At 50.9% G+C, this 26,750-nt stretch carries 26 protein-coding genes; 10 read left to right on the top strand and 16 right to left on the bottom strand.

Going from position 1 to position 26,750, the window contains the following annotated elements; all coding sequences use genetic code 11:
• Window positions 1–95: 95 nt before the first annotated feature.
• Both ACWAU0_RS06015 and ACWAU0_RS06010 read right to left on the bottom strand, forming a co-directional pair.
• The gene (locus ACWAU0_RS06015) at window positions 96–1,088 is read right to left on the bottom strand and encodes a FecR family protein (RefSeq protein WP_033158265.1); all 993 of its coding nucleotides are present in this window, start codon (window positions 1,086–1,088) and stop codon (window positions 96–98) included.
• 72 nt (window positions 1,089–1,160) lie between these two features.
• Window positions 1,161–1,676 carry an RNA polymerase sigma factor gene (locus ACWAU0_RS06010; RefSeq protein ID WP_033158264.1) on the bottom strand — a complete coding sequence of 172 codons (516 nt, stop codon included), beginning with the start codon at window positions 1,674–1,676 and terminating at the stop codon, window positions 1,161–1,163.
• 420 nt (window positions 1,677–2,096) lie between these two features.
• Between ACWAU0_RS06010 and ACWAU0_RS06005 the strand changes: the two genes are divergently transcribed.
• Together ACWAU0_RS06005 and mtgA are read left to right on the top strand one after the other, a co-directional pair.
• A complete protein-coding gene (locus tag ACWAU0_RS06005) occupies window positions 2,097–4,505 on the top strand; it encodes a TonB-dependent siderophore receptor (protein ID WP_458138648.1) in 2,409 nt (802 codons plus the stop codon).
• A 500-nt stretch (window positions 4,506–5,005) separates the two neighbouring features.
• Window positions 5,006–5,746, top strand: a complete 741-nt coding sequence (gene mtgA, locus ACWAU0_RS06000) for a monofunctional biosynthetic peptidoglycan transglycosylase (protein WP_458138647.1) — start codon at window positions 5,006–5,008, stop codon at window positions 5,744–5,746.
• Between the two features lie 7 nt (window positions 5,747–5,753).
• Here mtgA and yjgA read toward each other — a convergent pair whose 3' ends face one another.
• Complete coding sequence (gene yjgA, locus ACWAU0_RS05995; protein WP_458138646.1) at window positions 5,754–6,401, bottom strand: ribosome biogenesis factor YjgA; 648 nt, start codon at window positions 6,399–6,401, stop codon at window positions 5,754–5,756.
• Window position 6,402: 1 nt separating this feature from the next.
• Window positions 6,403–6,630 carry a hypothetical protein gene (locus tag ACWAU0_RS05990; protein WP_458138645.1) on the bottom strand — a complete coding sequence of 76 codons (228 nt, stop codon included), beginning with the start codon at window positions 6,628–6,630 and terminating at the stop codon, window positions 6,403–6,405.
• A gap of 438 nt (window positions 6,631–7,068) precedes the next feature.
• Between ACWAU0_RS05990 and rdgC the strand changes: the two genes are divergently transcribed.
• Window positions 7,069–7,977 carry a recombination-associated protein RdgC gene (gene rdgC / locus ACWAU0_RS05985; protein WP_458138644.1) on the top strand — a complete coding sequence of 303 codons (909 nt, stop codon included), beginning with the start codon at window positions 7,069–7,071 and terminating at the stop codon, window positions 7,975–7,977.
• Window positions 7,977–8,939, top strand: coding sequence for a L,D-transpeptidase family protein (locus tag ACWAU0_RS05980; protein ID WP_458138643.1), 963 nt, complete (start codon window positions 7,977–7,979; stop codon window positions 8,937–8,939). The genes rdgC and ACWAU0_RS05980 overlap by 1 nt, the downstream gene beginning before the upstream one ends.
• 66 nt (window positions 8,940–9,005) lie before the next feature.
• Here the strand turns inward: ACWAU0_RS05980 and ACWAU0_RS05975 are convergent, their stop codons facing one another.
• Both ACWAU0_RS05975 and ACWAU0_RS05970 read right to left on the bottom strand, forming a co-directional pair.
• The gene (locus ACWAU0_RS05975; RefSeq protein WP_026147103.1) at window positions 9,006–9,284 is read right to left on the bottom strand and encodes an Lpp/OprI family alanine-zipper lipoprotein; all 279 of its coding nucleotides are present in this window, start codon (window positions 9,282–9,284) and stop codon (window positions 9,006–9,008) included.
• A gap of 84 nt (window positions 9,285–9,368) precedes the next feature.
• Window positions 9,369–9,923 (bottom strand): L,D-transpeptidase family protein, encoded by a 555-nt coding sequence (locus ACWAU0_RS05970; RefSeq protein ID WP_033158317.1) that lies wholly within the window; start codon window positions 9,921–9,923, stop codon window positions 9,369–9,371.
• Window positions 9,924–9,995: 72 nt separating this feature from the next.
• On the opposite strand from ACWAU0_RS05970, the gene ACWAU0_RS05965 reads away from it, so the two are divergent.
• Window positions 9,996–11,630: an alpha-D-glucose phosphate-specific phosphoglucomutase gene (locus ACWAU0_RS05965; protein WP_458138642.1), complete on the top strand. Its 1,635-nt coding sequence runs from the start codon at window positions 9,996–9,998 to the stop codon at window positions 11,628–11,630.
• A 46-nt stretch (window positions 11,631–11,676) separates the two neighbouring features.
• Here the strand turns inward: ACWAU0_RS05965 and ACWAU0_RS05960 are convergent, their stop codons facing one another.
• Window positions 11,677–13,788 carry a hypothetical protein gene (locus tag ACWAU0_RS05960; RefSeq protein WP_458138641.1) on the bottom strand — a complete coding sequence of 704 codons (2,112 nt, stop codon included), beginning with the start codon at window positions 13,786–13,788 and terminating at the stop codon, window positions 11,677–11,679.
• A 295-nt stretch (window positions 13,789–14,083) separates the two neighbouring features.
• On the opposite strand from ACWAU0_RS05960, the gene ACWAU0_RS05955 reads away from it, so the two are divergent.
• Window positions 14,084–14,290, top strand: a complete 207-nt coding sequence (locus ACWAU0_RS05955) for a cold-shock protein (RefSeq protein WP_033158255.1) — start codon at window positions 14,084–14,086, stop codon at window positions 14,288–14,290.
• Between the two features lie 213 nt (window positions 14,291–14,503).
• Window positions 14,504–14,770, top strand: a complete 267-nt coding sequence (locus tag ACWAU0_RS05950) for a hypothetical protein (RefSeq protein ID WP_020484270.1) — start codon at window positions 14,504–14,506, stop codon at window positions 14,768–14,770.
• 225 nt (window positions 14,771–14,995) lie between these two features.
• Here ACWAU0_RS05950 and ACWAU0_RS05945 read toward each other — a convergent pair whose 3' ends face one another.
• A complete protein-coding gene (locus ACWAU0_RS05945) occupies window positions 14,996–15,682 on the bottom strand; it encodes a zinc ribbon domain-containing protein (RefSeq protein WP_205451729.1) in 687 nt (228 codons plus the stop codon).
• A 256-nt stretch (window positions 15,683–15,938) separates the two neighbouring features.
• Between ACWAU0_RS05945 and mutY the strand changes: the two genes are divergently transcribed.
• From mutY to ACWAU0_RS05930, 3 genes are all read left to right on the top strand, one after another.
• Window positions 15,939–17,006 (top strand): A/G-specific adenine glycosylase, encoded by a 1,068-nt coding sequence (mutY, locus tag ACWAU0_RS05940; protein ID WP_205451727.1) that lies wholly within the window; start codon window positions 15,939–15,941, stop codon window positions 17,004–17,006.
• On the top strand, window positions 16,990–17,259 hold the full coding sequence (locus tag ACWAU0_RS05935) for an oxidative damage protection protein (RefSeq protein WP_205451726.1): 270 nt from the start codon (window positions 16,990–16,992) through the stop codon (window positions 17,257–17,259). The genes mutY and ACWAU0_RS05935 overlap by 17 nt, the downstream gene beginning before the upstream one ends.
• Before the next feature lie 154 nt (window positions 17,260–17,413).
• Window positions 17,414–17,959 (top strand): globin family protein, encoded by a 546-nt coding sequence (locus ACWAU0_RS05930; RefSeq protein ID WP_458138640.1) that lies wholly within the window; start codon window positions 17,414–17,416, stop codon window positions 17,957–17,959.
• Window positions 17,960–18,016: 57 nt separating this feature from the next.
• On the opposite strand, the gene ACWAU0_RS05925 is transcribed toward ACWAU0_RS05930, so the two are convergent.
• The 8 genes from ACWAU0_RS05925 to aceE all read right to left on the bottom strand — a co-directional run bounded on the left by ACWAU0_RS05925 (window position 18,017) and on the right by aceE (window position 26,504).
• Window positions 18,017–18,463 (bottom strand): hypothetical protein, encoded by a 447-nt coding sequence (locus ACWAU0_RS05925; protein WP_033158250.1) that lies wholly within the window; start codon window positions 18,461–18,463, stop codon window positions 18,017–18,019.
• 95 nt (window positions 18,464–18,558) lie between these two features.
• Window positions 18,559–19,974: a dihydrolipoyl dehydrogenase gene (lpdA, locus tag ACWAU0_RS05920; protein WP_458138639.1), complete on the bottom strand. Its 1,416-nt coding sequence runs from the start codon at window positions 19,972–19,974 to the stop codon at window positions 18,559–18,561.
• 73 nt (window positions 19,975–20,047) lie between these two features.
• Window positions 20,048–20,800, bottom strand: coding sequence for an HNH endonuclease family protein (locus ACWAU0_RS05915; protein ID WP_458138638.1), 753 nt, complete (start codon window positions 20,798–20,800; stop codon window positions 20,048–20,050).
• A 5-nt stretch (window positions 20,801–20,805) separates the two neighbouring features.
• Window positions 20,806–22,065, bottom strand: a complete 1,260-nt coding sequence (locus ACWAU0_RS05910) for an AAA family ATPase (RefSeq protein WP_503428544.1) — start codon at window positions 22,063–22,065, stop codon at window positions 20,806–20,808.
• Window positions 22,066–22,098: 33 nt separating this feature from the next.
• Window positions 22,099–22,317: a PIN domain-containing protein gene (locus tag ACWAU0_RS05905; RefSeq protein ID WP_458138637.1), complete on the bottom strand. Its 219-nt coding sequence runs from the start codon at window positions 22,315–22,317 to the stop codon at window positions 22,099–22,101.
• Window positions 22,307–22,489: a hypothetical protein gene (locus ACWAU0_RS05900; protein WP_205451718.1), complete on the bottom strand. Its 183-nt coding sequence runs from the start codon at window positions 22,487–22,489 to the stop codon at window positions 22,307–22,309. The genes ACWAU0_RS05905 and ACWAU0_RS05900 overlap by 11 nt, the downstream gene beginning before the upstream one ends.
• Window positions 22,490–22,522: 33 nt before the next feature.
• A complete protein-coding gene (aceF, locus tag ACWAU0_RS05895) occupies window positions 22,523–23,818 on the bottom strand; it encodes a dihydrolipoyllysine-residue acetyltransferase (protein ID WP_458138636.1) in 1,296 nt (431 codons plus the stop codon).
• A 13-nt stretch (window positions 23,819–23,831) separates the two neighbouring features.
• Entirely contained in the window at window positions 23,832–26,504 is a 2,673-nt protein-coding gene (gene aceE / locus ACWAU0_RS05890; protein WP_033158244.1) for a pyruvate dehydrogenase (acetyl-transferring), homodimeric type, read from the bottom strand.
• Window positions 26,505–26,750: the final 246 nt, after the last annotated feature.

Genomic DNA, 26,750 nt, shown 5'->3' with positions numbered 1-26,750 from the left:
TTGACGGTAAAACTATTTTTTGAAGCTAAGAAGATATGGCTGAATGGCGGCTAGCTTTGTCGGGCGATTTGGCTAGGCGATAAGCTTTGCGATGCTCAAGCGATCACCACCAGCCACGGTGTAAATCGGTAAATCCGGATTGGCAGGGTTTGTTGTAACGACTCCAGGGTTTTATCGGTGTCGCGAATATCAAAGCGGCCGCTGACTTTCATGTCCTGCGATACCTGATTGCGGATTATCAGGCTACCGCGCCGATAGCGGCCAATTTCCGCAATCACCTTCTTGAGCGGCACATTATCGAACGAGACGCTGCCTTTTAACCATGCCGTGGCGTTGTCGGCGGGCTGGTGGCGGATTTCGCCTTGGTGGCGAGCGCCGACCTCCACGCTGTCATTGGCGTTCAATGTGGCCGGATTTTGCCGATCCCGGCTGACTTCCACCACCCCATTCACCACGCTGACCGTGTCGCTGTCGGCGTCTTCCTTAACCACGAAACGTGTACCCAATACCCGTGTGTTGCTGTAGCGGCCATCCACTTGAAAAGGATGTTGAGAGTCGTGTTGCACCTCAAAAAATGCCTCGCCCCGGACTAGCTGGACATGGCGCCGGCCATTACGCATGTTAACGTTAAGCGCGGTACCGGAGTTTAAAGTGACTTGGCTGCCGTCGCTGAGCTGTACGGTTTTTATTTCGCCGACGGCGGTGCAGTAGTCGGCCTGCCAGCAGCTTAATGCCGGCTGATAAATAAGCGCGGCGATGACCAGGCAAGCGGCTGCGGCTAACAACGGTTTGGCGCCGGGGGCGATACCTAAACGCCGCCTTGGGCTGTTGACTGGTTTACTATTCAGCGAAATCTGTGGCGACAGCGTGGCGGCGTCCAGCGTGGCGTGGAAATCGGCATCCTCCCAAAATGCAGCGATTTCGGCATAGGCCTCGCGGTGAGCAGGGGCGGCTTGGTGCCAGATTTGAAATAGCCGGCGTTCGTCTGCCGCTACCGACTCGGCACGCAGCCTCACAAACCATGTCATCGCCTGCTCGCTAATGGCATCAGGCTTATCAGAGTCGGCGGACGGTTGGTTTTCAGTCATGGCTGCATTATAAGACGCTGGGGTAGGCGTATACCTTGGAGAAAAGGTAAGACGGTTTAGGCCGTAAAAACCTCAGTCGGTCCGATACGGGCGGCCAAAATGACTGCCTAGCTGTTTGCGGCAATACATTAAGCCTTTGAGGATGTGTTTCTCCACGGCGCTCTCGGAAATATCCAGAAAATTAGCCACTTCCCGATAACTCAAGCCATGAATTTTATGCAGGATAAATGCATCACGGCAGCGCGGCGGTAACTCGTAGATGGTTTGTTGCAACAGGGTGCGCCATTGCTGATCGGCTAATTCGGCTTCCACTCCGGCCAGTTGCGGCTCATCCAGATGCCGCGTCGCTTCCTGATGACGCTCGACGACTTTATGGTGGCGCAGGTGATCCATCGCCAGATTGCTGGCGGTGCGGTATAAAAATCCGCGCGGGTGGTCTATGGAGGTATCGTTGGCGGTGCGGGCCAAGATCAGATAGCTTTCTTGCAGCAAATCTTCCGCGGTTTCCGGGCATTTGACTATTCGCAGCAAGTGGTGCAGCAGCTCCTTGCAATGCAGTCGATACAGCGAGCTGATGTCCGGGGTCATGAGGCAGGGTTGGGTTTCAGTGGTTTCAGGAGCTCCGTCCCATGCCTGATTCGTGCCAGTAATGATTCAAATGCGGACCAAGGCGCTGAATATCCTGATATTGCTGGCTTGGAGCAAAGATCGGCGGTTCGCATTCGCGCTACCCGCACACATTTAACTGGTGTTGAATAGGTTATATGGCGCATCTGGCGCGGCATATAACCTATTTTTTGATGGTGGCCGGTACGATACCGGAAAGCAAAATAGGGGGACTGATTAGCGGATTAGCGAAATGCCGAGAAAAGCGTTCGATGTGTCGGGGCCTGCAATGTCAGTAGCAGCGACTTAATTGCCATGAATTTTTGAGCCTCACCTCCTGTTTTATGCCTGTCGTGCGTCAAAACAACGATAGTCATTATTTAACAACAGCGAGGGAAATTCATGGCGTTGAAACAAACATTTAGCGGCGGCCTGTTTGGACATGCTTCGGCACTGGTATTGGGGGCTGTGTTGGCGGTTTCCGGTACCGCGGCGGCAGATAGTGTCAGTCGGGCTTTCAGTATCCCCGCGGGCTCTCTGTCTACCGCGCTGAATCGCTTGGCGGAATCCGGCGGCTTGCAACTGGTCTACGACACGGCAATCACCGAGGGTCTGCAAAGCAAGGGCCTTAGCGGCCATTACACCCCGGAAGCCGCGTTGCAACGGTTGCTGGCAGACAGCGGATTGAGTTACCGCATGGCTGAGAACGGCAATATAGTGATCGAAAGACAGTCTCTGAATTACAAACAGGACCCTACGGCCTTGCCGGCGGTGAATGTGGTGGGTAAAAAGGTATATGACCCTAACGACCCTTTCAGCCAGTTCTATGCGGTGCCGAATGCATCAACGGCGACCAAAACCGATATTGCGATTATGGACACGCCGGTATCTATCCAGGTTGTGCCCAAATCGATCATGAACGATCAGCAGGCGATCCGCATCGAAGACGCCTTGACGCAAAACGTCAGTGGGGTGCAGCGGGCTTACGGTACGGCGGATATGTACGAAAGCTTCATTATTCGCGGCTTTGCTTCCGACGATCAAATGTACCGCAATGGTTTCAGGCGCTCGATGGGCAAGTTCGATCCGGCGAATATCGAACAGCTCGAGGTGTTGAAAGGCCCGGCATCCGTGCTTTATGGTCGCTTGCAGCCCGGCGGTATGGTTAATTACGTGACCAAAAAGGCGTTGGATGTGCCTTACTATTCCTTGCAGCAACAGTTTGGCTCTTTCAGTGAATTTCGTACCACGGTGGATGCAACCGGGCCGCTGGATAAGGATAAAACCCTGTTGTACCGGTTTAATGCCGCTTACGACGAAGGTAATTCTTTCAGAGATTTTGTTGATCACGAGCGGGTATTTATTGCGCCGAAATTGACTTGGCGGCCCAACGACCGCTTCGAGGCCAATGTCGAAATAGAGAAACGCCATGAAAATTACACGGAAGATTATGGTGTGCCGGTATCGGGCAATCGGCCTATTACAAACCGCAGATCCTTATTTACCGGCGATCCGTCCATTAAACCCAGCCAAGACACTACGCTGATTTATGCGGATTGGAGCTTCAAATTTAATGATGACTGGGGGCTAAGGCATAAATTTCAGTGGGACGAGACCGACATCGTATTCGGCGGCGTTGCGCCTAATAGTAAAATTAACGCGGATGGGCATACTCTGGATCGATTTGGCATCCTCGGCACCAGTAACCGCCGCTCTTACTCTACCAGCCTGGATCTCACCGGAAAGTTTCAAACTTTCGGCCTCAAACATAATGTTTTAGTGGGGGGCGATTGGTTCTTTTTTAATCAGGATGCGCCGGACAATAACTTTAGTTACGGCACCATACCCACATTCGATATCAACAATCCCCAATACGGCAATTTCGACATGGCGGCTCTGCGCGCCGAGCCCGCCAATTGGTTTTGGCGCTCGCGCGACGATTGGTACGGGGTGTATTTTCAAGACCAAATTACCTTGTGGGATAAGCTGCACATCATGGGCGGCGGGCGTTACGATATGGCAGGTTACGGCGGCTACGGCGGTACCTCCTGGGATGAAACCAAGGCTGGATTCAGCATGCAACACGAAGATAAATTCAGTCCGCGGGTAGGTATCGTTTACCAGCCTTGGGATTGGTTGTCTGTATATGGCAATTACGTTGAATCATTCGGTACGAATAACGGCCGTTCCGCTACCGGCGGCAATTTTGCACCGCAAGCGGCCGAGCAGTATGAAATCGGTTTCAAAACCGAGTTTTTCGATAAACGCCTGTCGTCAACAGTGGCGTATTATCATTTAACTAAAAATAATCTGATGACTTTCGACTTGAGCACGCCGGACCCCACCGATCAAAAAACTATCGGCGAGGCGCGTAGTCAGGGCATTGAAGTGGATATTAAAGGCCAGATTACCGATGAATTCAGCCTGGTGACGACCTACGCTTACACCGATGCAAGATATACCAAGGATTACAGCGGCTTGCAGGGCAATCGGTTGTTGAATGTGCCTGAGCATCAAGCCAGTCTGTGGGGTACTTATCAATTCACTGAGCACTTCAAGGCCGGTCTCGGCGGTGTAGTCGTCGGCAAACGCGAAGGCGACAATACCAATACCTATCAATTGCCAGGCTATACCCGGCTGGACGCCATGATGGCGTATGTGCAACCTATAGGTAAAACTCGTCTGACCGCGCAAGTCAATGTCTACAATTTGCTGGATAAGGAATACTACACCGGCTCAACTTCTTGGTTGCCTACCGCTAACGTTGGTGCCCCTATTTCCGCCATGGGATCATTGAAATTGGAATATTAATTCAATACGGTTTGATGGTGCTGCTGATAGAGCGGTGCCATTAGCCCCTTTTGAATATCCTCGTGCGAAAGCTTTATTAGGGATAGAGGGTGGGCATATGGACAACTCAGCCTTGCGGCTCATCGCCAACTCGATTTGAATTTTTACTGATTATTTGGAGCAGGCAGGAGGTATAGAGGGCTTGGCGTCATCCCTGCCCGGATAAAAGCGGTTTTCCGCGCTTTTATCCAGGTATCCTTGGCGTCTTGTTTTCCATGTTCACGGGGGAGAGAACTTAAACATCCTTGACACCGGTCTTTATATAACAATATCCATGCCAAACCCTAGAGGCTACGTGATCCAGGATTTTTCGCTAAAATCGACGGCCATTCTGTTAATTTCTATGTTATTTGCCGCAATAATGGCTTTACTTTGCGGCATTTCCCGCAAAAGCTGCAGTTAGTCAATTCCGTGTTCAATCATGGATAATAAACATCTCAGTCACAACGCTCGAGTCGCTCGTGAAGCATTTCCGTCATCCGGCCCGCTATCGCCAATTTTGGCGTCAACCCAAAACGGCGCTTTCTTTACCGCAACGTTGCAAGCGCGGACTGGTTTATGCGGCGTTGTTTTTTGTAATCAGTTCGCTGCTGCTGGTAGGCGTTTTGCGGTACCTGCCCGCGCCGACGTCGGCATTCATGCTGCATCAGCATGTTGACGACCTGGTCGAAGGCCGACACTATAGAGGCATTGATCAGCGCTGGGTCAGTCGCCGGCATATTTCGCCGCACGCCTTTGCTGCGGTGGTCGCGTCCGAAGATCAATTGTTTTATCAGCATAACGGCTTTGATGTTGACGCCATCACCAAGGCTTTTAACCAATATTTGCGCGGCGGTAAACTGCGTGGGGCCAGTACGATCAGCCAGCAAGTCGCGAAGAATTTGTTTTTAAGCCCGGCTAAAAACTTCGGCCGCAAGGCGTTGGAGATTTGGTTTACGTTGTTGATCGAGGCGATCTGGGATAAGCAGCGGATTCTGGAAATGTATTTGAATATTGCCGAGTTCGGCGATCATTTATTTGGTATAGAAGCGGCCAGTCGCCGTTATTTCGGTATTTCCGCCCAGCAGTTATCTGCCAATCAGGCTGCGCTGTTGGCGGCGACATTGCCGAACCCAATATTGCTAAAAGCCGATCAGCCCAGCGCTTATGTACATAAACGCCAAAGCTGGATCTTGGGCCAGATGCGGGTATTGGGGAATTGATCGCGTGTTAATCCTCGGCATCCTGATTATCCTGCGCGTCCTCGTCAGAGAGCGGCAGGCCGGATGCATCGGCAATCAGTTCTTTCAGGTATTTGTATAACAAGCGCGCCGACTTAGGCGGTTTGGCTTCCTTGGCTTCTTTTTGCGCGTTGCGCTGCAATTGGCGCAAATGTTGGCTATCCGCGCTCGGAAATTCTTCCATAAATTGGGTCAGTTGCTGATTGCCATTGGCTGCCAGCAACAAATCGCGCCAGCGTTCGGCCTGATGATGTTCTCTGACCGCATGGGCGCTACGGTTTTTCATCCGCGCCAATTTTTCATGAATCGCGGCGGTATCCAGCTTTCTGAGCTGCGCGGTGATGTATTTCAACAAGCGCTTTCTGGCGGAGTTTTGCCCCATTTTGCCGGCATCGCGCATGGCTTGTTCTATGCTCTCGGGCAATTCGAATTCGGCGATATGCGCAGGGGATAGAGCACAAATTTCTTCAGCCATCGCAAATACTTCGGCTATTTCTTTTTTGATGCGGGTTTTGTTGGGGCGTATCGCGTAATGTTCGACTTCTTCTTCGTCGCTTTCGCCGTCGTCCTCCTCGTAATGGGTTTCGTCGTAATAATCTTCTTCTTCGAATTCTTCTTGGTAATCTTCGTCGTTCATGTCAAACCATTGCTATTAAGAAAAGCACGAACATCACTACCATCAACAGGGGCACAATAACGCTGGGCCAATCGGAGGGTGTTTGTTTGCTGCGCGCGATTGCGGCTTTGATGCCGGGCTGCATCCAGAACAAAAGCAGCAGCGCCAGGGCGCCGAGTATCAAGTTTTCCCAGGTTGACAGCATGATGCGACCGCTTTGTTGTGAGTGAGGGACTTTACTATGCGGCATTCTAGCAAACCTTGCCACGCAATAAGACATTGCTTGCTGCGACACATTAAAAGTCGTTTGTCTGGATTTGTCGCTAAGCGATTATTGCGGCTGGGTAAATTCAGTTATTCACAGAAGCTGTGGATAACTCTGTGTATTAAATGTCGAAAGCCTTTGCTGGTCCCCGGTAGCTCTGGGCTGCGGTCAAGTTGTATATTATTAGGTCACTATCATTAGTTAATAATAATCAATGATTTACAAATGATGCTTTGTATTTCAACGAGTTATTTTGTCAAGCGTTTTATGATCTTGCTGCAAACCGTTTAATGTGCATAACTTGTTTGCGCGCCAAGCAAATTTGCGGCCAAAATGTGTTTTTTGGCGAGTCTTTAAATGGGCTGGCTTATATGGTGTGCGTAAATTTGCGATAATGGCCGGTTTTTAAAAAAGAGTCATTTCATGTGGTTTAAAAATCTTGCAGTCTACCGTTTTACCGAGCCATTTACTTTGGATGCTGTTGCTTTGGAGCAAAAACTGCAACAACAGCCGTTTCGTTCCTGTGGCAGTCACGACGAGTTTAGTTTCGGCTGGACCTCGCCACTGGGTAGAGCTTCGGATGCGCTGGTGCATGCCAATAACGGCTTCTTGATGCTATGCGGCAAAAAAGAAGAAAAAGTGGTGCCGGCATCGGTGATCAACGAAATGCTGCAAGAGCGAATCAATGAAATCGAAGAGCGCGAAGCCCGCAAATTGCCGGCGAAAGAGCGTAGTCGGATTAAGGACGAATTGATATTCGAACTGTTGCCGCGGGCGTTTTCGTTTTCCCGCAAAACCTATGCTTATATCGATAGTCAAGGCGGCTGGTTGGTTGTGGATGCGGCATCGGCTAAAAAAGCCGAAGACATGCTCAGCCAATTGCGTAAATGTCTCGGTTCCTTGCCTATCGTACCGCTCACCGCTACCGCCAAACCGGCTGGCGTGATGACGCAATGGTTGATCGACAACATCTCGCCGAAAGATATTTTGATCGAAGACGAGTGCGAGTTGCGTTCGCCGGAAGAAGAAGGCTCGATTATTCGTTGCAAGCGTCACGACTTGGCCTTGCCGGAAATCAAGAATCATCTGGATAGCGGCAAGCAAGTGATTAAGCTGGCAATGAGCTGGGCCGAACGCATTTCGTTTGTGTTGGATGAGAACTTGGCGGTCAAGCGGCTAAAGTTTCTTGATCTTATCCAGGAGCAAGCCGCGGATATTGAGGCATTCGACGAAGTCGAGCAGTTTGATGCCGATTTTTCTATTATGACGGCGGAACTTGCTCAGTTTTTGCCGCGTCTGCTTGAATTATTTACTGCTGAAGGTAACGCCTAATGAAAACCCGTTTGTTATTCAGTTTGCTGCTGACAGCCAGTACGGCGGCGGCGGCGCTAACGCTGCCGGCACCGGATAGGCCGGGTGACAGCCTGATAGGCAATCCGCCGCATGAAGTTAAATATGTCGCGGCCAAGCATGAAGACACTCTGATCGATATCGCGGTAAATTTTCGGCTTGGGCAAGATCATATCGTATTGGCCAACCCCTATGTGGACCGCTGGTTGCCCCGCGAAGGTACGCAGGTGCGCATCCCCAGCAGCTTTTTGTTGCCGAATGCGCCAAGAGAAGGGATCGTGGTTAATTTGCCGGAAATGCGGATTTACTATTACGCGGATGCCGGCCGGGTTGTGACTTATGCAATCGGTATCGGCCGGGAAGATAACTGGAAAACGCCGCTAGGTAAAACGAAAATTACCGGCAAAACCGACAAGCCTTCCTGGACACCGCCGCCATCCATTATTGCCGAGCATTTGGCTGATGGCGATGTGCTGGATCCTTATTACCCGCCTGGTCCGAATAATCCCTTGGGTTTGTATGCGTTTAAGTTAGGGATACCCGGCTATCTGATTCACAGTACTAATGTTGTTAATGGTATTGGCATGCGGGTGAGTCATGGTTGCATGCGGATGTATCCTGCTGACATTGAGCAGTTTTTTCCAATGGTTAAAGTGGGTACCACGGTCAATATTGTTAATCAATCGATTAAGGTTGGCTGGTATCACGATACCTTGTATATGGAAGTGTATCCAGAGTTGGAAGAAACGCCGGCAACCTATGAGCAGCGCTTGCATACGGCATTGAATTTGATAGAGCAAGCTAATGGCGGAAAAATGCCGGTAATCAAAGGTTCTGTTTTAAAAGCGGCAGTAGAAAAAGCGACTGGTATTCCGGTGGCTATTTATGAGCGTCCTACCCAGACGCCTCCTGTGGTTCAAAGCCAAGCGGCACCTGCGAAATAGAGGCAATAAAAAAGCCCGTGGCCTTGCGGCTCACGGGCTTTTTAAAATCAACAACAGCAATAAAGCTTATTTGTGTTGTGATTTTTTGAACATACGGTCCAATTTGCTGTTGGTATCTTGAGCATATTGGGCAGCACGGTTAGCAGCAGCTTCAGCAGCAGCAGCTTTTGCAGCAGCTTCAGCAGCAGCGGCTTTAGCAGAAGCAGCGTCAGCAGATGCAGTAGAAACTTTGCCTTCCAAAGTGCCTACTCTTGCGTCCAAAGCTTCCAGGTCTGAAGTGCTTGCGCAACCGGTTGCCAAAGCTGCAATTGCAACAACTGCTGATAATGTAATAGCTCTCATCATGGTTTTCCCCTTGATTGTGGTTTCAAAAAATAATAAATGAAAAACGGTGGTAATTGTCCAACATTTTTTTGGATTTTACCAACATTATTTCACGGTTACGAGTGTCCCTTTTTCTACCCATTGACTTAACTGATCGATTTGATCGTTAGTCAACGCGATACATCCGTGTGTCCAATTCATGGATCTGTGGATGGACAGACTACCGCTGCCCAAACCATGAATACCGATTTGCCCACCGAGATCGGTATTTTGCGGCGGAATTTGTCCGGCAGAATGCGCTCTGGCAATAGCTTCGTAAGTGTCGAGATCGATTTTGCCTTTTTTCAAGGCATTATCGGCATTGTCTACATTGGGATAGGTCAAGCCGAAGAACTTACGGAAGGCGCTTCTTTCATTTATCCAGCCGATCCGATAGTTACCGAGCGGCGTGATGTCATCGCCGCGATGATTCTTTTCGCCGGCGCCATTGCGGCCAATAGCGATATTTTCCAGCACGGCAACTGTCTTGTCGCCCTTCCTGACTTCCATGCTTTGCGTCTGTGTATCCACCAGCAACCAAACATCCTGGTCAGCGAAACTGCGTGCCGATACGGTACAGCCCATCACAATCAAAACACCTAATAATTTTTTCTTTATCATGGCAATCTGTAAATAATCAAAGTTTTGGTGTAATTTAACCCTTTCGAAACGAGGTATTACAAAGGGTAGCATATGACAACAACAATCACCAAAACGACTCCCTACGATGATCAAAAACCCGGCACATCGGGCTTACGCAAAAAAGTCAAAGTCTTCCAGCAACCCAAATATCTGGAGAATTTCGTCCAATCCATCTTCGACAGTCTGGAGGATTTTCAGGGCAAAACCCTGGTGATTGGCGGTGACGGCCGCTACTTTAACCGCAAGGCCATTCAGATCATCATCAAGATGGCCGCAGCCAACGGTTTCGGTGAGCTCATTATAGGCCAAGGCGGCTTGTTGTCCACCCCTGCCGCATCAAATATTATTAGGAAATACAATGCTTTCGGAGGTATTGTTCTATCAGCTAGTCACAATCCAGGTGGTCCTGAAGAAGATTTTGGGATCAAGTACAACGTCGGCAACGGCGGCCCGGCTCCGGAAAAATTTACCGACAAACTGTACGAGAATACCAAAACCATCACCGGCTACAAAAAAGCCCGTTTCGGCGATATAGATTTAGACCTTATCGGTGAAGTCGAGAAAGGTGGCGTGAAAATTCGAATTATCGATTCGGTAGCCGATTACGCTGAATTAATGGCCAAGATATTCGATTTCGACTTGCTCAAACAAAGCATCCATAACGGCTTTATCACCTTACGTTTCGATGCGATGCATGCTATCACCGGCCCCTATGCCAAGCATATCTTGGAAGATACGTTGGGCGCAGCACCTGGCTCGGTATTTAATGCCGTGCCGCTGGAAGACTTCGGTGGCGGCCATCCCGATCCGAATATGGCCCATGCCCACGAACTTTGTGAAATCATGTTCGGCGCCGACGCACCCACATTCGGTGCCGCGTCAGACGGCGATGGCGACCGTAATATGGTGATGGGCGCGAACATATTCGTTACTCCCAGCGACAGCTTGGCAATCATGGCTGCCAACGCCAAACTAATTCCGGCTTATGCCAAAGGCATTAGCGGTGTGGCTCGCTCGATGCCGACCAGCCAGGCGGTTGACCGCGTTGCCGATAAGCTAAGCCTGCCTTGCTACGAAACCCCAACCGGCTGGAAATTTTTCGGCAACCTGCTGGATGCCGACAAAATTACTATCTGCGGCGAAGAAAGCTTCGGCTCCGGCTCCAATCATGTCCGTGAAAAAGACGGATTGTGGGCTGTGTTGTTTTGGTTGAATTTAATCGCGCGCAAACGCGAATCGGTGGAAGACATTGTCCATGAACACTGGCAAAAATACGGCCGCGACATTTATTGTCGCCACGATTACGAAGCGGTCGATTCGGAGATCGCCAACGGCATTGTCGCGCATTTGCGTAGCCAGTTAAGCAGCTTGCCTGGTAAAAGCTGGGGTGATTACGAAGTCAAATTTGCTGATGAGTTCAGTTACACCGATCCGGTCGATGGCAGTGTCAGCAGCAACCAAGGCATCCGTATCGGTTTTGTGAACGGCTCGCGCATCGTGTTCCGGCTGTCCGGTACGGGCACGGTCGGCGCTACTTTGCGTATTTATTTGGAACGCTACGAGCGTGATGTCAGCAAGCACGATCAGGATGCCCAAGTCGCGCTGGCGGAATTAATAGAGATTGCCGAGCAGTTGTGCGAGGTCAAAAAACGTACCGGCAGAACCGAGCCTGACGTCATCACTTGATCGAACTCGGCGGCATAATACGTTAGGTCTGGCTGAAGCGCCTGACCTAACGGCTTGATCCGTAAGCATCCCGCAAAATCTGTTCCGCCGTTCGACCGCCCTCCTCCAAAGCCTGAGCTCTGGCGATGGATAAACCCAGGCCGTGCCCGGCGCCTATGCCTGCAAATTGCCAGATTTGACCATCGGCAGCTATTACCGAGTCAGGGCAAGAAGGTAGCTTCAGGGTATTACGAAAAATCTCGCAACTGAGCAGCTCTTCGCTGGTCGGATAAAATAAGCGGATAAACAACTCGCCGTCTTTGCGCCGTTCGCGGCGAATATCCAGAATTTGATTTTCCGCAAATGCCCGGCTTAGCTCGGCGCTTGAGAGCTGCCGTTGCCAGTGCTGATCACCGCCGTTGGCAAACGGCAACCAGTTCAATCCGGATTTGGCCGCCAGTTGGTCCAAAAGCGTCAGTAACGCAATATCCGTGTGGCTGCTGCGTCGCGGCTTGTCCTCAGGCGACTCGCCGAGATAGACCATGCAATGCGTGGTGTCGCAAAGTGAGCTTGATTCATTGTGCCTATGGCTGCCGTGACTGCCGTTCCAGGCAATCACGGCCCGCATCGCGTCGCGTGCACTGCCTGCTAAATTTTGGGCCTCGGCAGCCAATACGCCATCGACATAGCTGTCGACATCAGTTTCCAGCACGGTTACTCCGTGTTCATCAGTTTGTCGTAGAACACCTTTCACCACCCGCTCGGATCGGCTGCCCCGTGCGCTGGAAACGATCCTGATTTGCCCGCAAACCGTAAAGCGCCCGTGTTGGTTAGCCACTAACGGACAGTCCGGCTCCGCACTCCAGCTATCTGGATCGGTAGGCGTTAACAAACTAACCCTAACTGCCGCAAAGCGGCTGGGATAGTCGCGTTGCCAAGTGCTTAGGAAGGCGGCAGCTTTGCTTAATATTGCTGCGCCACTGACGCCGCGTTGCCGAAATATCGCCAGAAATACCGGGTGCGTAGCTGGCCAGGCTAGCATTAAGTGGCCTGCCAAGGGGTGGCCGTCAACAGTCGATACCGTGCCGGTTTTTGCTAGAACTTCAAGTTGGCGCAACAATTTTTTATCGGTTTCGCGTTGCCCCGCCAAGGTGGAGTTGGGCAGGATACCGTTTTGACTCAGGCCGCGAAAATATTCCGGCTTCGATAGCAAGGCCGCCCGCATTGTTAGTGCCAGTTCGGGCAAGTTGGTCTGTAAAGCAAAATCGCCGTCGGCGTTACGTTCGCCCAGGTAAGATCGCCAGGTCTGCAGGTCCGATGGTTCAGTTTGCGCCGGAAGTTTTTGGTCTTTAATGGGCGACAATAACAGACGATAGCGTTCGCCTTGAAATTGCTCGCGGCGCCGCAAAAGCTTTTCGGTATCGCTCGCCGCCAGTTCTGTACCTAGCAAATCCGGATCGGCTTGCGCCAATGCCGCCGCATAGGGAATTTTCAACAAGGAACCCGGGGGTAAGCGGCTGACTTGGTCGCCGCCGCTTACCAATATCCGCCCGGACAGCAGGCTCATCAACAGAAAGGAGCTATCCCCCGCATCATCAAATGCCTGACCAAGCATTTCATTTAATTTTGCCGACACGGCACACGGTTCGTTCGGCCAGCCGGTATTGACCAAGATTCGGGCCAATGCCTCGCGGTCATTGCTATCTAACTCGGCGCCTTGCCTAACCCGGTTTTTGATGCGTTGCAGTTCAAGCGATCCGGGCCAGTCTCCAGGTGCTAGGCTCGCCAATTCGCCGCTAAAATACATCGCCCCCGCTTCTTCAGCCCAAGCCGGTAAGCGGCCGCCACAGCTGCGATGACTGGCTTCGTGAAATAGTTCGTGACGCAGATATACCGCCTCGCTCAGCCCGCCTTGCGGTTGTTGCCGCAGATAAATACTGCCGGGCCGCCAGCTGCCGGCATGGCTGCCGCTGAATGCTCCACTGGTCAACGCGGGAAACACCCGCACCGGATCGTCCTCGCTAGGTATCTTGTAGCCTTGCGCCGCTAGTTCACTAACGGCAATAGTCGCGGCTTGTCTTAATTCAGCTTGCTGGGTTAGCGCCCCGAAAAACAAAATTGCCGCGCCAATATCAAACAAATATTGCCGTCTGATGCATCGCTTTAATGAAGCATTCATTGGTAGTTAAAGGTTTGTGCTGAGCATGAGGAATCCCGCAAATTGCCGAATAGCGAAGATAAGCCCTGAAGTATCTAAATACTCGATTTTACGATTTAAATTGACAATCAGTCGAATCAGCCTAGAATGCAAGCCAGCTAGAAAATACGATTTACCCTTTGTCTACCAGCTCGATGTCTCTTCAGTAGTCCTTCGTCCTAGTTTTTCATTAAGTAATTTCCACATTTACCAGCGTGACCCGCCTTACTTTAGCTAAGGCATTATCTAAATTTTAATAGGACTTAATATGTCTACAATGACAACTGGCGTCGTAAAATGGTTTAACGCAGACAAAGGCTTCGGCTTTATCGAACAAAAACAAGGCCCTGACGTTTTCGTACATTTCAAAAACATTCTGAACCCAAACAACAGCTACAGAACGCTGGACGAAGGTCAGCATGTACAGTTCAAATTGGGCCGCGGCCCTAAAGGCCCACAAGCCGAAGAAGTAACCATCGTTTAAAGATTAAGCCGTAGTTGCCAATTGGTACCTACGGCTTTTTTGTTAGATAGAGTGGAAATCAACCGCGGTTTCCACTTTCGTTCTTCCCCCGTTTCATTTCAACGCACTGGATTGCTTTTAAAAGCTTCTAGCAAAGCATTCAGCAGACTAAACTTTAATTGTCCGCAATGGTCCAAAAGACTTTGTAATTTTAATCAAGCAAAGAGGTGGGGCATGTCATTAAAAAACGAATTTGAAAGTTTGCTCGTTAATCTGGATTCGGTTCGCGAGGAATTGCAACTGAAGTTGCATCTGGCTTCAATGGATGCCAAGGATGAATTTGCAGAAGCGGAAAAACAGTGGTTGCAGATTAAAAGTAAAGCCGCTGAAATTGCCGACGAATCGATAGAGACTTCCGAAGAGTACATCGCCAAGGCCAAAATCGTTGGAGAGGAGTTGAAGGAAGCTTATCAGCGAGTAGCCAAGCGCCTTTCCGAGTGATCTGCCAAAACTCAAAAAGCTGGCAAATTTAATTTGGTACCAGCCTTGCCGCTAGTGCGGGCTGGTTCATAAGGCTATTGCCTTTGGTATGCAATAAGTTGGAACAGGTAGCCGGCAATTGTGCTGACCATGGCGGCTTGGAGCCTATCAACTCATCGGCGATTTTTGCTGTGTGGTCAAGCTATCGAATGAGCAACGCGACTTCAGCTGTAGATCTAGCTTTCCTCAGCTGTCCGTAACTGTTGTATTGCCAAGCTTAGATCCGCAATTTTGGCAATATTGTTGATCAACCGAAACATGCGCTTCGCACGCGGGACATGTATTGGATGATTGGGTTTTATGTCCGCAGGCATTACAAAAATGAGTATTTGCGCTAATGTCGGCGCCGCATTGCTGACAGGTCAGTTTTTGTTGGGGGAGAAGCCTTGATAACATTTCAACCAGCTTGGCAACGGTATCGACCAAGTAAGTTGCATGGCTATACGCCCTGACCACAAACCAAATACTGACACTTACGATCAGAATGATCGCGCTACTATGGTAAATCGTTCTACCTAAGCTATCGACGAACGGCGCCAATAATTCCCAAAACAATGCCTGTACGGTAATCAAAATCAACAGAGCGGTTAGTGGCTCAGCAATGCCCTTGGCAAACGACAACGCACCGCCGCTATTGGGAATGGCTTCTATCACGTAGCCGGCAAAAAAATAAAACAAGATTAATGCCGCCAGCCTGGCGAAAAACCAGACTACGGCCGCGGCCTTGAATACGCCGGCCACTTCCAATTCCGTCATTACCGGTACTAGTGTAATGAGCTGGCCTATTGTCAGGATGCTGGCAATGGTAATGAATAGCTGGGCGGCCCGCTGCCATGCGTTGCTAGATGAGGAAATCAGAGAAAACATAAGCATTGCAACTCCTGTTTGTAGGGGACTGAATTTGATCAATCATTTAGCTCGTTGGACGGGCTTGATTCCTTAAATAGAGAATATCACACAAAAAAGCGGATAATCTTCCTTGCTAAACAACCTGGCAGGGTACTCAAGCATTGTCTGGCTATTTCCGGCTCGGATATCACAGGCGCAAAACGGCTTTTGCCTTATCTAAATCCTTTACGGTACTATTCGGCGGCTATGCCTAATTGATTTTTCCCTTCCCCCAATCGACATGTCCCCCGAACAATTCCAACAAAAGCTCTTTAATTGGTTTGATAGCCATGGCCGCAAGGATTTGCCATGGCAACTGGACATTAATCCTTATCGAGTGTGGGTGTCGGAGATTATGTTGCAGCAAACGCAAGTAGTCAGCGTGATTGCATATTTCAATCGCTTCGTCGCCAGGTTTCCGACGGTGCAAAGCCTGGCAAGCGCAGAACTGGACGAAGTCTTACAGCACTGGTCCGGGCTTGGCTATTATGCGCGCGCCAGAAATCTGTACAAAACCGCGCAAATCGTTGCCGGCAATGCCGGCGTATTCCCGCAAACCGTCGCAGAGCTAAGTGCCTTGCCTGGCATCGGCCGCTCCACTGCGGGAGCGATACTCAGCATCGCTTGCGGGCAAAGCCAGCCCATATTGGACGGCAACGTCAAGCGCGTGTTGGCGCGGTTTCATGCCGTGCATGGCTGGCCAGGTGACAATAAAGTGGCTGCGCAGCTTTGGCAAATTAGTCAGCGCTATACGCCGACGCAAAGAACCGGCGACTACACCCAGGCAATGATGGATTTGGGCGCTACGCTCTGCACCCGTAGTAAGCCGCTATGCGAGATCTGCCCCGTTGCAGAAGGCTGTCAGGCCAGGCAGTTGGCCTTAGTAAAACAGTTACCAGGCTCCAAGCCTCGCAAGGACGTACCGGTCAAACAATTATATTTTTTGCTGCTGCTAGACAAGGAAAATCGGATTTTACTGGAAAGGCGGCCGCCGACCGGTATTTGGGGTGGGCTATGGAGTCTGCCGGAGTTTGCCGATCCCCAGGCTTTGCAAGACTGGTGCCTGCAACGCAATTACCGAATGCATGCGTTGCAGACTTTACCAGACCAGCGCCACAGTTTCTCGCATTATCATCTGGACTACACACCGATCCTGGCAAAGTTGGAAAACCCCATAAACAATGTGATGGAAGGCGAGCGGGCGGTTTGGTATAAAACCGCCGAGATTAATACTTTAGGTCTGCCGGCGCCGATCAAGCGTCTGCTGCAACAACATGTCACAGAGGATCAAAATGACGAGAATGATTAAATGCGTAAAACTGGGCGTTGAGGCTGAGGGTCTGGATGCGCCACCGTTTCCGGGTGTCAACGGCCAACGCATTTTCGAGCATGTGTCAAAACAGGCCTGGAAGGACTGGTTAGCGATGCAAACCATGATAATTAACGAGCAGCGGCTGTCCAGTTTCGATCCGGCTGCGAAAAAAATATTGGAAGCCGAGCGCGAGAAGTTTTTGTTTGCCGGTGGTTTCGAGTTGCCGGAAGGCTATGTGCCGAAAAAATAGTGCCGTTTGGGCTTTAGGCGCTTTGTCAGCTGGTTAGTATTTGCAAAGTTACGTGTATGGCTTTTGTATAGCGTTAATCCGGTTAAAAGGTTGACAAAAACGCCGTAACTGGAAAGCTCAGGATGTATATTTAAACTATCATCCGGAGAAAAGTATGAACGCAACTGTAGCACCTCAGATCCATGCCTTGCGCGCCGCTCTCAGCGACCACGTCCTGATGGGTAAAATAGTCGATGTGTTTTATGCAAAAATGCTGGACGACTATCGGATTAACCGCTTCTTCTTTACCCGCCCGGCTGCTGAGCAGGCTGATGCGCTAAAAGCCTATTTGAAAGCTTACTCCAATAGCTTAAATAGTGACGATGATAGAGTATTAGAGGCATTGGATGGGTACTTTACGGCAGCGTTTGCCCGCACCAACGCCAAACCGAGTTTGGTTACCGGCAACGATTTTGCCTTCCTGCTGGATATCGTTGGCGGGCAAGAGATAAGAAGCATCACGTTGTTAACGCCGGCTCATAGTTTTTTGATCAAGCTCGGTCCTGAAGATTTCCATTACGACATCGTGATGGAGCATTTGGCCGCCTCTTTAAAGCAATTGAATATCGCCGAAGATTTGGCTTATCAAATCCTGGCTTTGGCGGAGAAAGGTCGAGATGGCTTGTTGGCTAGAGGCGTAGAAGTTAAGAAAGCCGCTTGAATAGCGTTTTAGTGGTTCGGGTTTCGTTCGCTTAGGCATTGCCTAAGCGAACAATCACTAGCTGTCTTCCTTGATCATGGCAACAAGAAAATCTACGAAGCTCTGAATGGCTAAGCCGGTGCCCACTGCGGTTGCCATGTTTGCCAGTAATTTGCTGACAACACCCAAAAGTCTTTCAAGCAGTTTGTGGCCGCCGATAATTTCTATTCCGTAAAGCAAAAACTCGCCTAAAAAATGATTGATGACGGCGAGCTTTAGATTTAGCTGCGTTCCCAATAAGCCTTGCGCTAACAAGGTGTGGGTTTCAGCACGTTGCAAGCCGTCTTTTAACGCCGAAAAATTCGGATTAAGCTCGATCCAGGCTTTTTTATAATCGTCGCGAAATTTCGGCTGAAAATACTCGCCGTTATTTATCACCTTCTCTAAAAACTGCTGCAGAGCATCAACGAAATTCAGCAACCTTTTTCTGTCATCTTCGCCAGCCCCAAAGACAAATTTTTCCACTCGCTGTTCCTTCTATATGACGTCGGCGTTCTTACCAAAAAATGGCAGGCTGACGTTTAACTCACTCACGAATTTTGCGTTTAGCAAAATAAGCACTATTTCTTTACATACAGGTCGGTAATCGTCCCTTCTATCATTTCCGCCGCAAACGCAAAGGTTTCCGATAAGGTTGGATGCGGATGGATGCTGAGGCTGATGTCGGTAGCGTCCGCGCCCATTTCCAAAGCTAACACAGCTTCGGCCACTAATTCGCCGGCACCTGGCCCGGTAAAGCCGGCGCCGAGAATACGGCCGGTGGTTTTGTCGGTGAGGATTTTGGTAATACCTTCGCTACGGCCCAGCGCCAAAGATCGGCCACTGGCGGCCCATGGGAATACGGCTTTGTTGAATTCCACGCCTTGCTGCTGCGCCTGGGTTTCGGTTAGGCCCATCCAAGCTACTTCCGGATCGGTGTAAGCGACCGAAGGAATGGTTAGTGCGTCGAAACCGGCTTTGTGCCCGGCAATGACTTCGGCGGCGATTTTACCTTCGTGAGTGGCTTTGTGGGCCAGCATCGGATTGCCGACGATGTCGCCGATCGCAAAAATATTGCTGACGTTGGTGCGGCCTTGCTTGTCCACCGGGATGAAGCCACGTTCATCAACATTGACACCCGCCTTATCGGCGTCGATCAGTTTGCCGTTGGGACGGCGGCCCACCGCCACTAAGACCGCATCGAACACTTCGGATTCCGGTGCGCCTTTGCCCTCCATCGTGACTTTAATGCCGGCATCGGTAGCTTCCATCGCCTTAACGCTGGTTTGTAGCCACAGATTCTCATACTGCTTTTTGATTTTGCGTTGCAGTGGCGTGACTAAGTCTTTGTCGCAGCCGGGGATGATCTGGTCCATCAACTCGACGACGCTGATTTTCGAACCTAGCGCATGATAAACCGTCGCCATTTCCAGACCGATGATGCCGCCGCCGACGATCAATAATTTTTCCGGTACTGATTTCAATTCCAGTGCGTCGGTGGAATCCCAAACGCGAGGATCGTCATGCGGAAAGCTGGGGATTTTAGTTGGCTGCGAGCCGGCGGCGATGATGGCATTGTCGAAGGTGACGGTTTGCACGCCGGCCTCGCTGGTCACCGTTAAGCTGTTGGCGGTGGCAAATTTACCGACGCCATGGATTACAGTGACTTTACGTTGCTTGGCCAGTTTGCCCAAGCCTTGATTCAGGCTTTGGCTGACGCTTTGTTTCCAGGCACGAATTTGGTCCAAGTCAATGTTTGGCTTGCCGAAACTGACGCCGTGTTCGGCCATCGCTTCCGCTTCATGAATCACTTGCGCAGTGTGGAGCAGAGCTTTGGAGGGAATGCAGCCGACATTTAAGCAAACACCACCCAGAACTGGATAGCGTTCGACCAATACCACTTGTTTACCCAAATCGGCAGCGCGAAACGCTGCGGTATAGCCGCCGGGGCCGCCGCCCAGAACCAAGACTTCGGCGTGTGTAACGGAATTAGTCATAGGATTTGTCTCCAGTGAGGATGTCTATTTAGGTTATTTTATCAATTCAAAATCGTCCGGCAGGCTTAAGCCGTCAGTGTAATGCCGGTAATTGTGCATTTATCATGGCCGAATATTCCGCCGTTGGTAATATCGCTTCGGCAATTATTTGTTTTGCTTGCGCGGCTACCGATTGAAGTTCAGTGTTTTCGAGTTGCTTGTTCGCAAGTTTTATCACCGCAATTAATTGATTAATCAACGCAAGGTGGCTACGCCGCTTTTCATTCAACGCTTCTCTATCTAATCCCACAACAGCAATCGTTGCTTTGCCGTAGATATTGCCGTCAATCGCATAGGGAATCTCTTGCCGAAAGCCGATATATTGCCGAGGATCGGTGGCGGAAGGGTTGATTAACAGTGGCTGTTCCAACGTAATGTCGTCGTGGTGGTTAAGTGCTCGCTCCTGCGGGTCCAACAAAGGAAACAGATTTTTCTTAAATTGTTGATTGCATAAGGTGCAGCTCAGCAACAAGTTTTCCCAAGTATAAGGCAACCAATAATAGCCAGGAGCATGCAATTCGTCCTGTTCCGCTTGTTTGTAGCCGCCCTTGGGCCGGTAATGCTCCACATCGCCATAACTAATATGGGAAATTTTCGACTCGCAAAAACAGCACTTGTCATAATGCATTTTTAATAACGCGGTTTTAACGGTGGGATTTCCGTAAATCGCACTATCGAATTTAAATTCGCGTTTGCCAGCATCATAAGCCTCACAAAAAGCCTGTTGTTCAGCTTTACCCTTGTTTTGCAATACGGCGGGTTCCTGGCTGCGCTGGATAAAAATCATCGGACCTATTTCAACAGCTCCGCCGCACGGCGAATAATATTCATCGCGTCAATATCTTCGGGGGTTTCCGCTGTGGGCAGTTCTCCGATTTGACATTCCAGTTCAGACAATTTGGCTTGATCGGCAGCGGTCAATTGCGCTTGGCTCAAAATCTGCCGGCGTTGTGTCAACAGGCTCTCGTAATGCGGCGAACGGGCACTGGGCAAATCGAACAAATCGCTGGTCAATAACTGATCGATACGCCAACCTTTGACGTCTTGCGGATGCTGGTGGATTTTCACCGAGTCGCCTTCGCGTTTAAGCACCACGATATTGGCGTTTTCCGCAGCCTGCACGATTAAGGGGCTATGGGCGGTAACAATAAACTGAGTATTGATGAAGCGTTCGCTCAAATAAGCCATGATTGTACGTTGCCATTTCGGATGCAAATGTAGGTCGATTTCATGGATCAACACTACTGCCGGTTCGGCGATGGGGTTGGCGCTATTGGGATAATGTTTGAATAATTGGGCGGCCAAATCTACCATCCAGGCGGTCATGGTTTGATAGCCCAAGCTGAGTTGCGATAACAACAGCCAACCGTCGGGCAGATAGAATTCGACCCTGGGGTTGGGCGATTTTTCACTGGGTGTTGAAATCCGAATATCGGTGACGTCAGGCAATAACGCAATCAGTGTGTCTTTGATAATTGTCAGGCGCTTTTGATAGTTTTCCTGAATTTCAGAGGGCGTTTTAGCGATGTAGTCGGTTTGTAATAGCCAGTCCTCGGCGTTGATTAAATCATCCGGGTCATCAACAGGTAATTCTACGTCTCCATCGCCAAAATCAAATTCATATTTTTTTGTTAGCCTCCTGCTTGCGGAATAATAAAAAACTAACGATGAATCGAATAATTCTTCATAAAGCTTTTGATCTTGAAATATTTGTTTTACTTGCTGACCCTTTAAAAATGGCTTAAAGCAGTACTCTTTTTGTGATGGTATTGAGTATAAACCTTCACTGCCTCCAAATCGTAAAAGAGCGCTCGCCGCTTTATTTTTTATACTAATTAAACTTCTATCTAGAAATCGGAAATGTTGATTTATATGGAAAGTGTCTAATAAGGTTGATTTGCCTACCCCATTATCTCCCAATATCACCGTCCACTGCGCCGGCCTGCCGCTGCCATCCGACAAATCCAGTGTCTGTTTCTCGGCAAAACAGCGCACGTTTTCCACCGATAACGACAGGAAATAAACGCCTTGATTGCTAGGATTTTCGGCCATGACTTTGACGACTCGCTATTAAAATGCCGATTTTCACGAGATTGGTCTCAAACAAAGGGATTGATTAGCTGTAAACCGTTCGGTGTACCCAACTTTTCGCAGCAGGTTGTTGCAGACCTCGTTCACGACTTGAGTGCTAAGCATTACGCCGGGCTGTGCGATAACCTTTAAAGCTTGTTGGTGTTTGGGCGAACTCTCATCCATGAAAGCATAAAGCCAGACGTTGGAATCGACAAAACAGTTAACGCTCATACACCGCTTCGCGCGGCAGCGGCTCGAATGGTTTAACCAAGCGAGGCGCTAACGGCGCTGATTCCTTAAGGTCTTGCTGTTGCCCCGCGTATTTTTGCAACAAAAATTGATAAAAATCCTCCAATTCATGCCTGGCAAAATCCGGTAGTTTATCTAAATTCAGTGTTTGCATACTGAGCCTCCCAAGAAAATTGATCCTTGCTGTTTACAACAACAAGCGCCGAATATCGCCCAGATAAGATTTCAATGCTTCCATGAAACGCGCGCCCTCGGCGCCGTCTATGACGCGGTGGTCGTAGGTGATGTCCAGCGGCAGCATCAGTTTCGGTTCGAATTCCTTGCCGTTCCACACCGGTTGTACCTTGGAGCGGGTCACGCCCAAAATCGCCACTTCCGGGGCGTTGACGATAGGCGTGAACGCGGTGCCGCCGATGCCGCCCAAGCTGGAGATGGTCATGCAGCCACCCTGCATATCGGCTGGCTTCAACTTGCCGGTTCTGGCCAATTCGCTTTTTTCGGCCAGTTCGGCGGACAACTGGAAAATGCCCTTTTTATCCACATCGCGAATGACCGGTACGACCAGGCCATTTGGGGTATCGACGGCAATGCCAATGTGGAAGTATTTTTTGAAATACAGTTTGTCGCCTTCCGGTGATAGCGAGCTGTTGAACGCCGGATATTTTTGCATCGCGGCGACCAATGCCTTCATGATGAAGATCAGGCCGGTGACTTTCACGGCATCCTTCGCCAAGCCGGCGTTGACCGACTTGCGGAAGTCTTCCATCGCGTCGATGGCCACTTCATCGTGATACGTTACCAACGGCAAATTCAGCCAGACGCGAGTCAGGTTTTGGCCGGTCAGACGCTTGATTTTGCTGAGCGGTTTTTCCTCGATTTCGCCGAATTGGGTGAAATCGACTGCTGGAATGGCCGGTATACCTGCGCCGCCAGAGGTGGCTCCGCCGGATGCCATAACTTGCTTGACGAAGTTTTTCACATCCTCTTGCAGGATGCGGCCTTTACGACCGCTACCGGTTGGGATTTTGCTCAGGTCCACGCCCAATTCGCGGGCAAATAGTCTGACGCTGGGTGTGGCGTGTGCTTTAAACCCTTCGTTACTTGTTACGACCGGCGCAGCTGGCGCTGCGGCAGGTTGAGCGGGTTCTACTTTTGGGGCTTCCGCAACCGGAGCTGGGGCTTCTTCGATAGGTGCAGGCGTTACTGCCGGTGCCGGTTCGGCGGGAGCTGCGGGGGCGGCGTCGCCTACTTCCAGCGTGGCGATCAGCGTGCCCTCGGAGACTTTATCGCCGGGTTTGATATGGATGGTTTTGATGGTGCCGGCCGCGCTGGACGGTAAATCCATCGTCGCTTTGTCGGTCTCCATCACCGCCAGGGTTTGTTCCACCGCGACCACGTCGCCGGGCTTGATCAGCACCTCGACGATGTCGATTTCAGGGACATTGCCGACGTCGGGGACCTTTATTTCAATTACAGAACTCATATGTCGCTTTCCGTTAGATCAACCAAGGGGCGGTTGCGTCAGGGTTGATGTTGTATTTAGCAATGGCTACCTCGACTTTCGCTGCGTCGAACTCGCCGGCTTGCGCCAGGCTGTGCAAGGCGGCAACGGCAACGTGGTATCTGTCCACTTCGAAGAAGCTACGCAGCTTGGCGCGGGTGTCCGAGCGGCCGAAACCGTCAGTACCCAACACCGTGTAAGAGCGATTCACCCAAGGGCGAATTTGTTCGGCAAATGCGCGCATGTAATCGGTAGCGGCGATGATCGGACCCTTGGTGCTATCCAGGCAGTGTTCGATATGCGTGATGCGCGGCTTTTCGGTCGGATGCAAACGGTTCCAGCGCTCGCAGGTTTGGCCGTCGCGAGCCAGCTCGGTAAAGCTTGGGCAGCTCCAGATGTCGGCGTCCACGCCCCAATCATCGTGCAGCAGTTTGGCGGCTTCAATGACTTCGATAAAGATGGTGCCGGAACCCAGCAATTGCACGCGCGGTTTTTTGCTGTTCGGGCCTTTTTTGAACAAATACATGCCTTTCAGGATGTCGGCTTCCGCGCCCTCCGGCATGGCCGGCTGGTCGTAGTTTTCGTTCATCAAGGTGATGTAGTAAAAGATGTCTTCCTGCTCGACATACATCCGGCGCAAACCGTCCTGAATGATCACCGCCAATTCGCAGGCGAAGGTCGGGTCGTAGGAATAGCAGTTCGGTACGGTGGCGGACATCAGATGGCTGTGGCCGTCTTCATGCTGCAAACCCTCGCCGTTCAAGGTGGTGCGGCCGGCGGTGCCGCCCAGCAGGAAACCGCGGGTACGTTGGTCGGCCGCGGCCCAAATCAGATCGCCGACCCGTTGGAAACCGAACATCGAGTAATAGATGAAAAACGGAATCATCGGTACGCCGTGGGTTGAATAGGCGGTACCGGCGGCGATCCAGTCGCACAATCCGCCCGCCTCGTTGATACCCTCCTGCAACACCTGGCCGTGCTTGTCTTCCTTGTAGAACATCAGTTGTTCAGCGTCTTGCGGCGTGTAAAGCTGGCCGACCTGCGACCAGATACCCAGTTGACGGAACATGCCTTCCATGCCAAAGGTACGGGATTCATCGGGGACGATGGGCACCACGCGCTTGCCGATTTGCTTGTCCTTGACCAGGATGTTCAAAATGCGCACGAAGGCCATGGTGGTGGAAATCTCGTGACCTTCGCCGGTGCCGTCCAATAGCGCTTTGAAAGCGGATAAGGCCGGTACTTCGAGCGGGTAGGACTTGGCGCGGCGAGCCGGCAGATAACCGCCCAGATCGACGCGGCGTTGGCGCAGGTAATTCAGTTCCGCAGAGTCTTCCGCAAAACGCAGGTAAGGCAGATTGATCAATTCTTCGTCGCTGACCGGCAATTGATAGCGGTCGCGGATGTATTTGATCGATTCCATGCTCATCTTCTTTTGTTGATGGCTGGTGTTTTGCGCTTGTCCTGAGTCGCCCATCCCGTAACCTTTGATGGTTTTAGCCAGAACCACGGTGGGCTGGCCGGTATGGTTGACCGCCGCGTTGAAGGCCGCGAAGACTTTGATCGGGTCGTGGCCGCCGCGATTCAATTCCCAGATGTCGCGGTCGGTGTAATCCTTGACGAGTTCCTGCAGTTCGGGGGTGTTGAAGAATTTTTCCCGGACGTAGGCGCCGTCCTTGGATTTGAAGGTTTGGTAGTCGCCGTCCACGCATTCCATCATGCGTTTAACCACCAAACCGTCCTTGTCGCGGGACAGAATCGCGTCCCAGCGCCGGCCCCAGATCACTTTGATAACGTTCCAGTTGGCGCCGCGGAAGTTGGCTTCCAGTTCTTGAATAATCTTGCCGTTGCCGCGTACCGGACCGTCCAGACGTTGCAGGTTGCAGTTGACGACGAAAATCAGGTTATCCAGTTTTTCCCGGCCTGCCATGCCGATCGCGCCCAGAGTTTCCGGTTCGTCGGTTTCGCCGTCGCCCAGGAAGGCCCAGACTTTACGGCCTTCGGTGTTGGCAAAGCCGCGGTTTTGCATGTAGCGCATGAAGCGGGCTTGGTAGATTGCCATGATCGGGCCAAGGCCCATCGATACGGTGGGGAATTGCCAGAAGTCCGGCATCAACCACGGGTGCGGGTAAGACGATAAGCCGTTGCCGCCGACTTCTTGTCTAAAGCTGTCCATTTGCTCTTCGCTCAAGCGGCCCAGCAAGAAGGCGTGAGCATAGGTGCCGGGCGCGGAATGGCCCTGCGAGAAAATCAGGTCGCCGCCGTGTTTGTCCGAGGGGGCGTTCCAGAAATGATTTTGGCCGACATCGTACAAGGTGACGGCGGAGGCGAAACTGGCGATATGGCCGCCGACATTGGTGTATTTGTTGGCGCGCAGCACCATCATCATCGCATTCCAGCGCACGTAAGAGCGGATGGTGCGCTCGATGTCGGTGTTGCCGGGAAATTTGGGTTGCCTATCTATCGGGATGGTGTTGATGTAAGGCGTATTAGCCGAGAACGGAATGTCCATGCCGGCTTGTCTGGCGGTACTGAGCAGGGTTTCAATCAGAAAACTGGCACGGTCGCCGCCTTCTTTTTCTATCACCGCTTGCAGTGCCTCCATCCATTCTAGGGTTTCAGCAGGATCAATATCGTGTTTGGCGGCAATATCGGTATTGTTGGTCATTACGGAACCTTGGAAAACGTTGGATTAGCTTAAAAAGGATACCCGAAATGGCTGGTTTGAGCATATTTTTTTAGTAATCCGCTGCCGGCAAATCCGGCTAGAATCCAGGTAAAACCTGGATGTAGCCAAAAAACGCAGCGGTTTAGTTTTTCGAAACAGGCAAAAGGTTATTGTATGGTCAGAATTGCATTGGATTTAATGAGTTTCAGCCCTTAAGTACAGGTGGCTTTGCAAGCCGACATGACG

This window comes from Methylomonas sp. Uni0009, assembly GCF_054188105.3.
Note: the sequence above shows the minus strand (reverse complement) of the source record. Positions and strands in the feature narration are given on the sequence as shown.

Bases quoted from the DNA above. Each gene is read 5' to 3' on its own strand.
- ACWAU0_RS05915 (WP_458138638.1), bottom strand. From the start codon at position 20,800: ATGATTTTTATCCAGCGCAGCCAGGAACCCGCCGTATTGCAAAACAAG.
- ACWAU0_RS05955 (WP_033158255.1), top strand. From the start codon at position 14,084: ATGACAACTGGCGTCGTAAAATGGTTTAACGCAGACAAAGGCTTCGGC.
- ACWAU0_RS05945 (WP_205451729.1), bottom strand. From the start codon at position 15,682: ATGCTTATGTTTTCTCTGATTTCCTCATCTAGCAACGCATGGCAGCGG.
- ACWAU0_RS05900 (WP_205451718.1), bottom strand. From the start codon at position 22,489: ATGCAAACACTGAATTTAGATAAACTACCGGATTTTGCCAGGCATGAA.
- lpdA (WP_458138639.1), bottom strand. From the start codon at position 19,974: ATGACTAATTCCGTTACACACGCCGAAGTCTTGGTTCTGGGCGGCGGC.
- ACWAU0_RS05905 (WP_458138637.1), bottom strand. From the start codon at position 22,317: ATGAGCGTTAACTGTTTTGTCGATTCCAACGTCTGGCTTTATGCTTTC.
- ACWAU0_RS05980 (WP_458138643.1), top strand. From the start codon at position 7,977: ATGAAAACCCGTTTGTTATTCAGTTTGCTGCTGACAGCCAGTACGGCG.
- ACWAU0_RS06010 (WP_033158264.1), bottom strand. From the start codon at position 1,676: ATGACCCCGGACATCAGCTCGCTGTATCGACTGCATTGCAAGGAGCTG.
- ACWAU0_RS06015 (WP_033158265.1), bottom strand. From the start codon at position 1,088: ATGACTGAAAACCAACCGTCCGCCGACTCTGATAAGCCTGATGCCATT.
- ACWAU0_RS05960 (WP_458138641.1), bottom strand. From the start codon at position 13,788: ATGAATGCTTCATTAAAGCGATGCATCAGACGGCAATATTTGTTTGAT.
- aceE (WP_033158244.1), bottom strand. From the start codon at position 26,504: ATGACCAACAATACCGATATTGCCGCCAAACACGATATTGATCCTGCT.
- ACWAU0_RS06005 (WP_458138648.1), top strand. From the start codon at position 2,097: ATGGCGTTGAAACAAACATTTAGCGGCGGCCTGTTTGGACATGCTTCG.
- ACWAU0_RS05910 (WP_503428544.1), bottom strand. From the start codon at position 22,065: ATGGCCGAAAATCCTAGCAATCAAGGCGTTTATTTCCTGTCGTTATCG.
- ACWAU0_RS05975 (WP_026147103.1), bottom strand. From the start codon at position 9,284: ATGATGAGAGCTATTACATTATCAGCAGTTGTTGCAATTGCAGCTTTG.
- yjgA (WP_458138646.1), bottom strand. From the start codon at position 6,401: ATGAACGACGAAGATTACCAAGAAGAATTCGAAGAAGAAGATTATTAC.
- ACWAU0_RS05990 (WP_458138645.1), bottom strand. From the start codon at position 6,630: ATGCCGCATAGTAAAGTCCCTCACTCACAACAAAGCGGTCGCATCATG.
- aceF (WP_458138636.1), bottom strand. From the start codon at position 23,818: ATGAGTTCTGTAATTGAAATAAAGGTCCCCGACGTCGGCAATGTCCCT.
- ACWAU0_RS05970 (WP_033158317.1), bottom strand. From the start codon at position 9,923: ATGATAAAGAAAAAATTATTAGGTGTTTTGATTGTGATGGGCTGTACC.
- ACWAU0_RS05965 (WP_458138642.1), top strand. From the start codon at position 9,996: ATGACAACAACAATCACCAAAACGACTCCCTACGATGATCAAAAACCC.
- ACWAU0_RS05930 (WP_458138640.1), top strand. From the start codon at position 17,414: ATGAACGCAACTGTAGCACCTCAGATCCATGCCTTGCGCGCCGCTCTC.
- ACWAU0_RS05935 (WP_205451726.1), top strand. From the start codon at position 16,990: ATGACGAGAATGATTAAATGCGTAAAACTGGGCGTTGAGGCTGAGGGT.
- mutY (WP_205451727.1), top strand. From the start codon at position 15,939: ATGTCCCCCGAACAATTCCAACAAAAGCTCTTTAATTGGTTTGATAGC.
- rdgC (WP_458138644.1), top strand. From the start codon at position 7,069: ATGTGGTTTAAAAATCTTGCAGTCTACCGTTTTACCGAGCCATTTACT.
- ACWAU0_RS05950 (WP_020484270.1), top strand. From the start codon at position 14,504: ATGTCATTAAAAAACGAATTTGAAAGTTTGCTCGTTAATCTGGATTCG.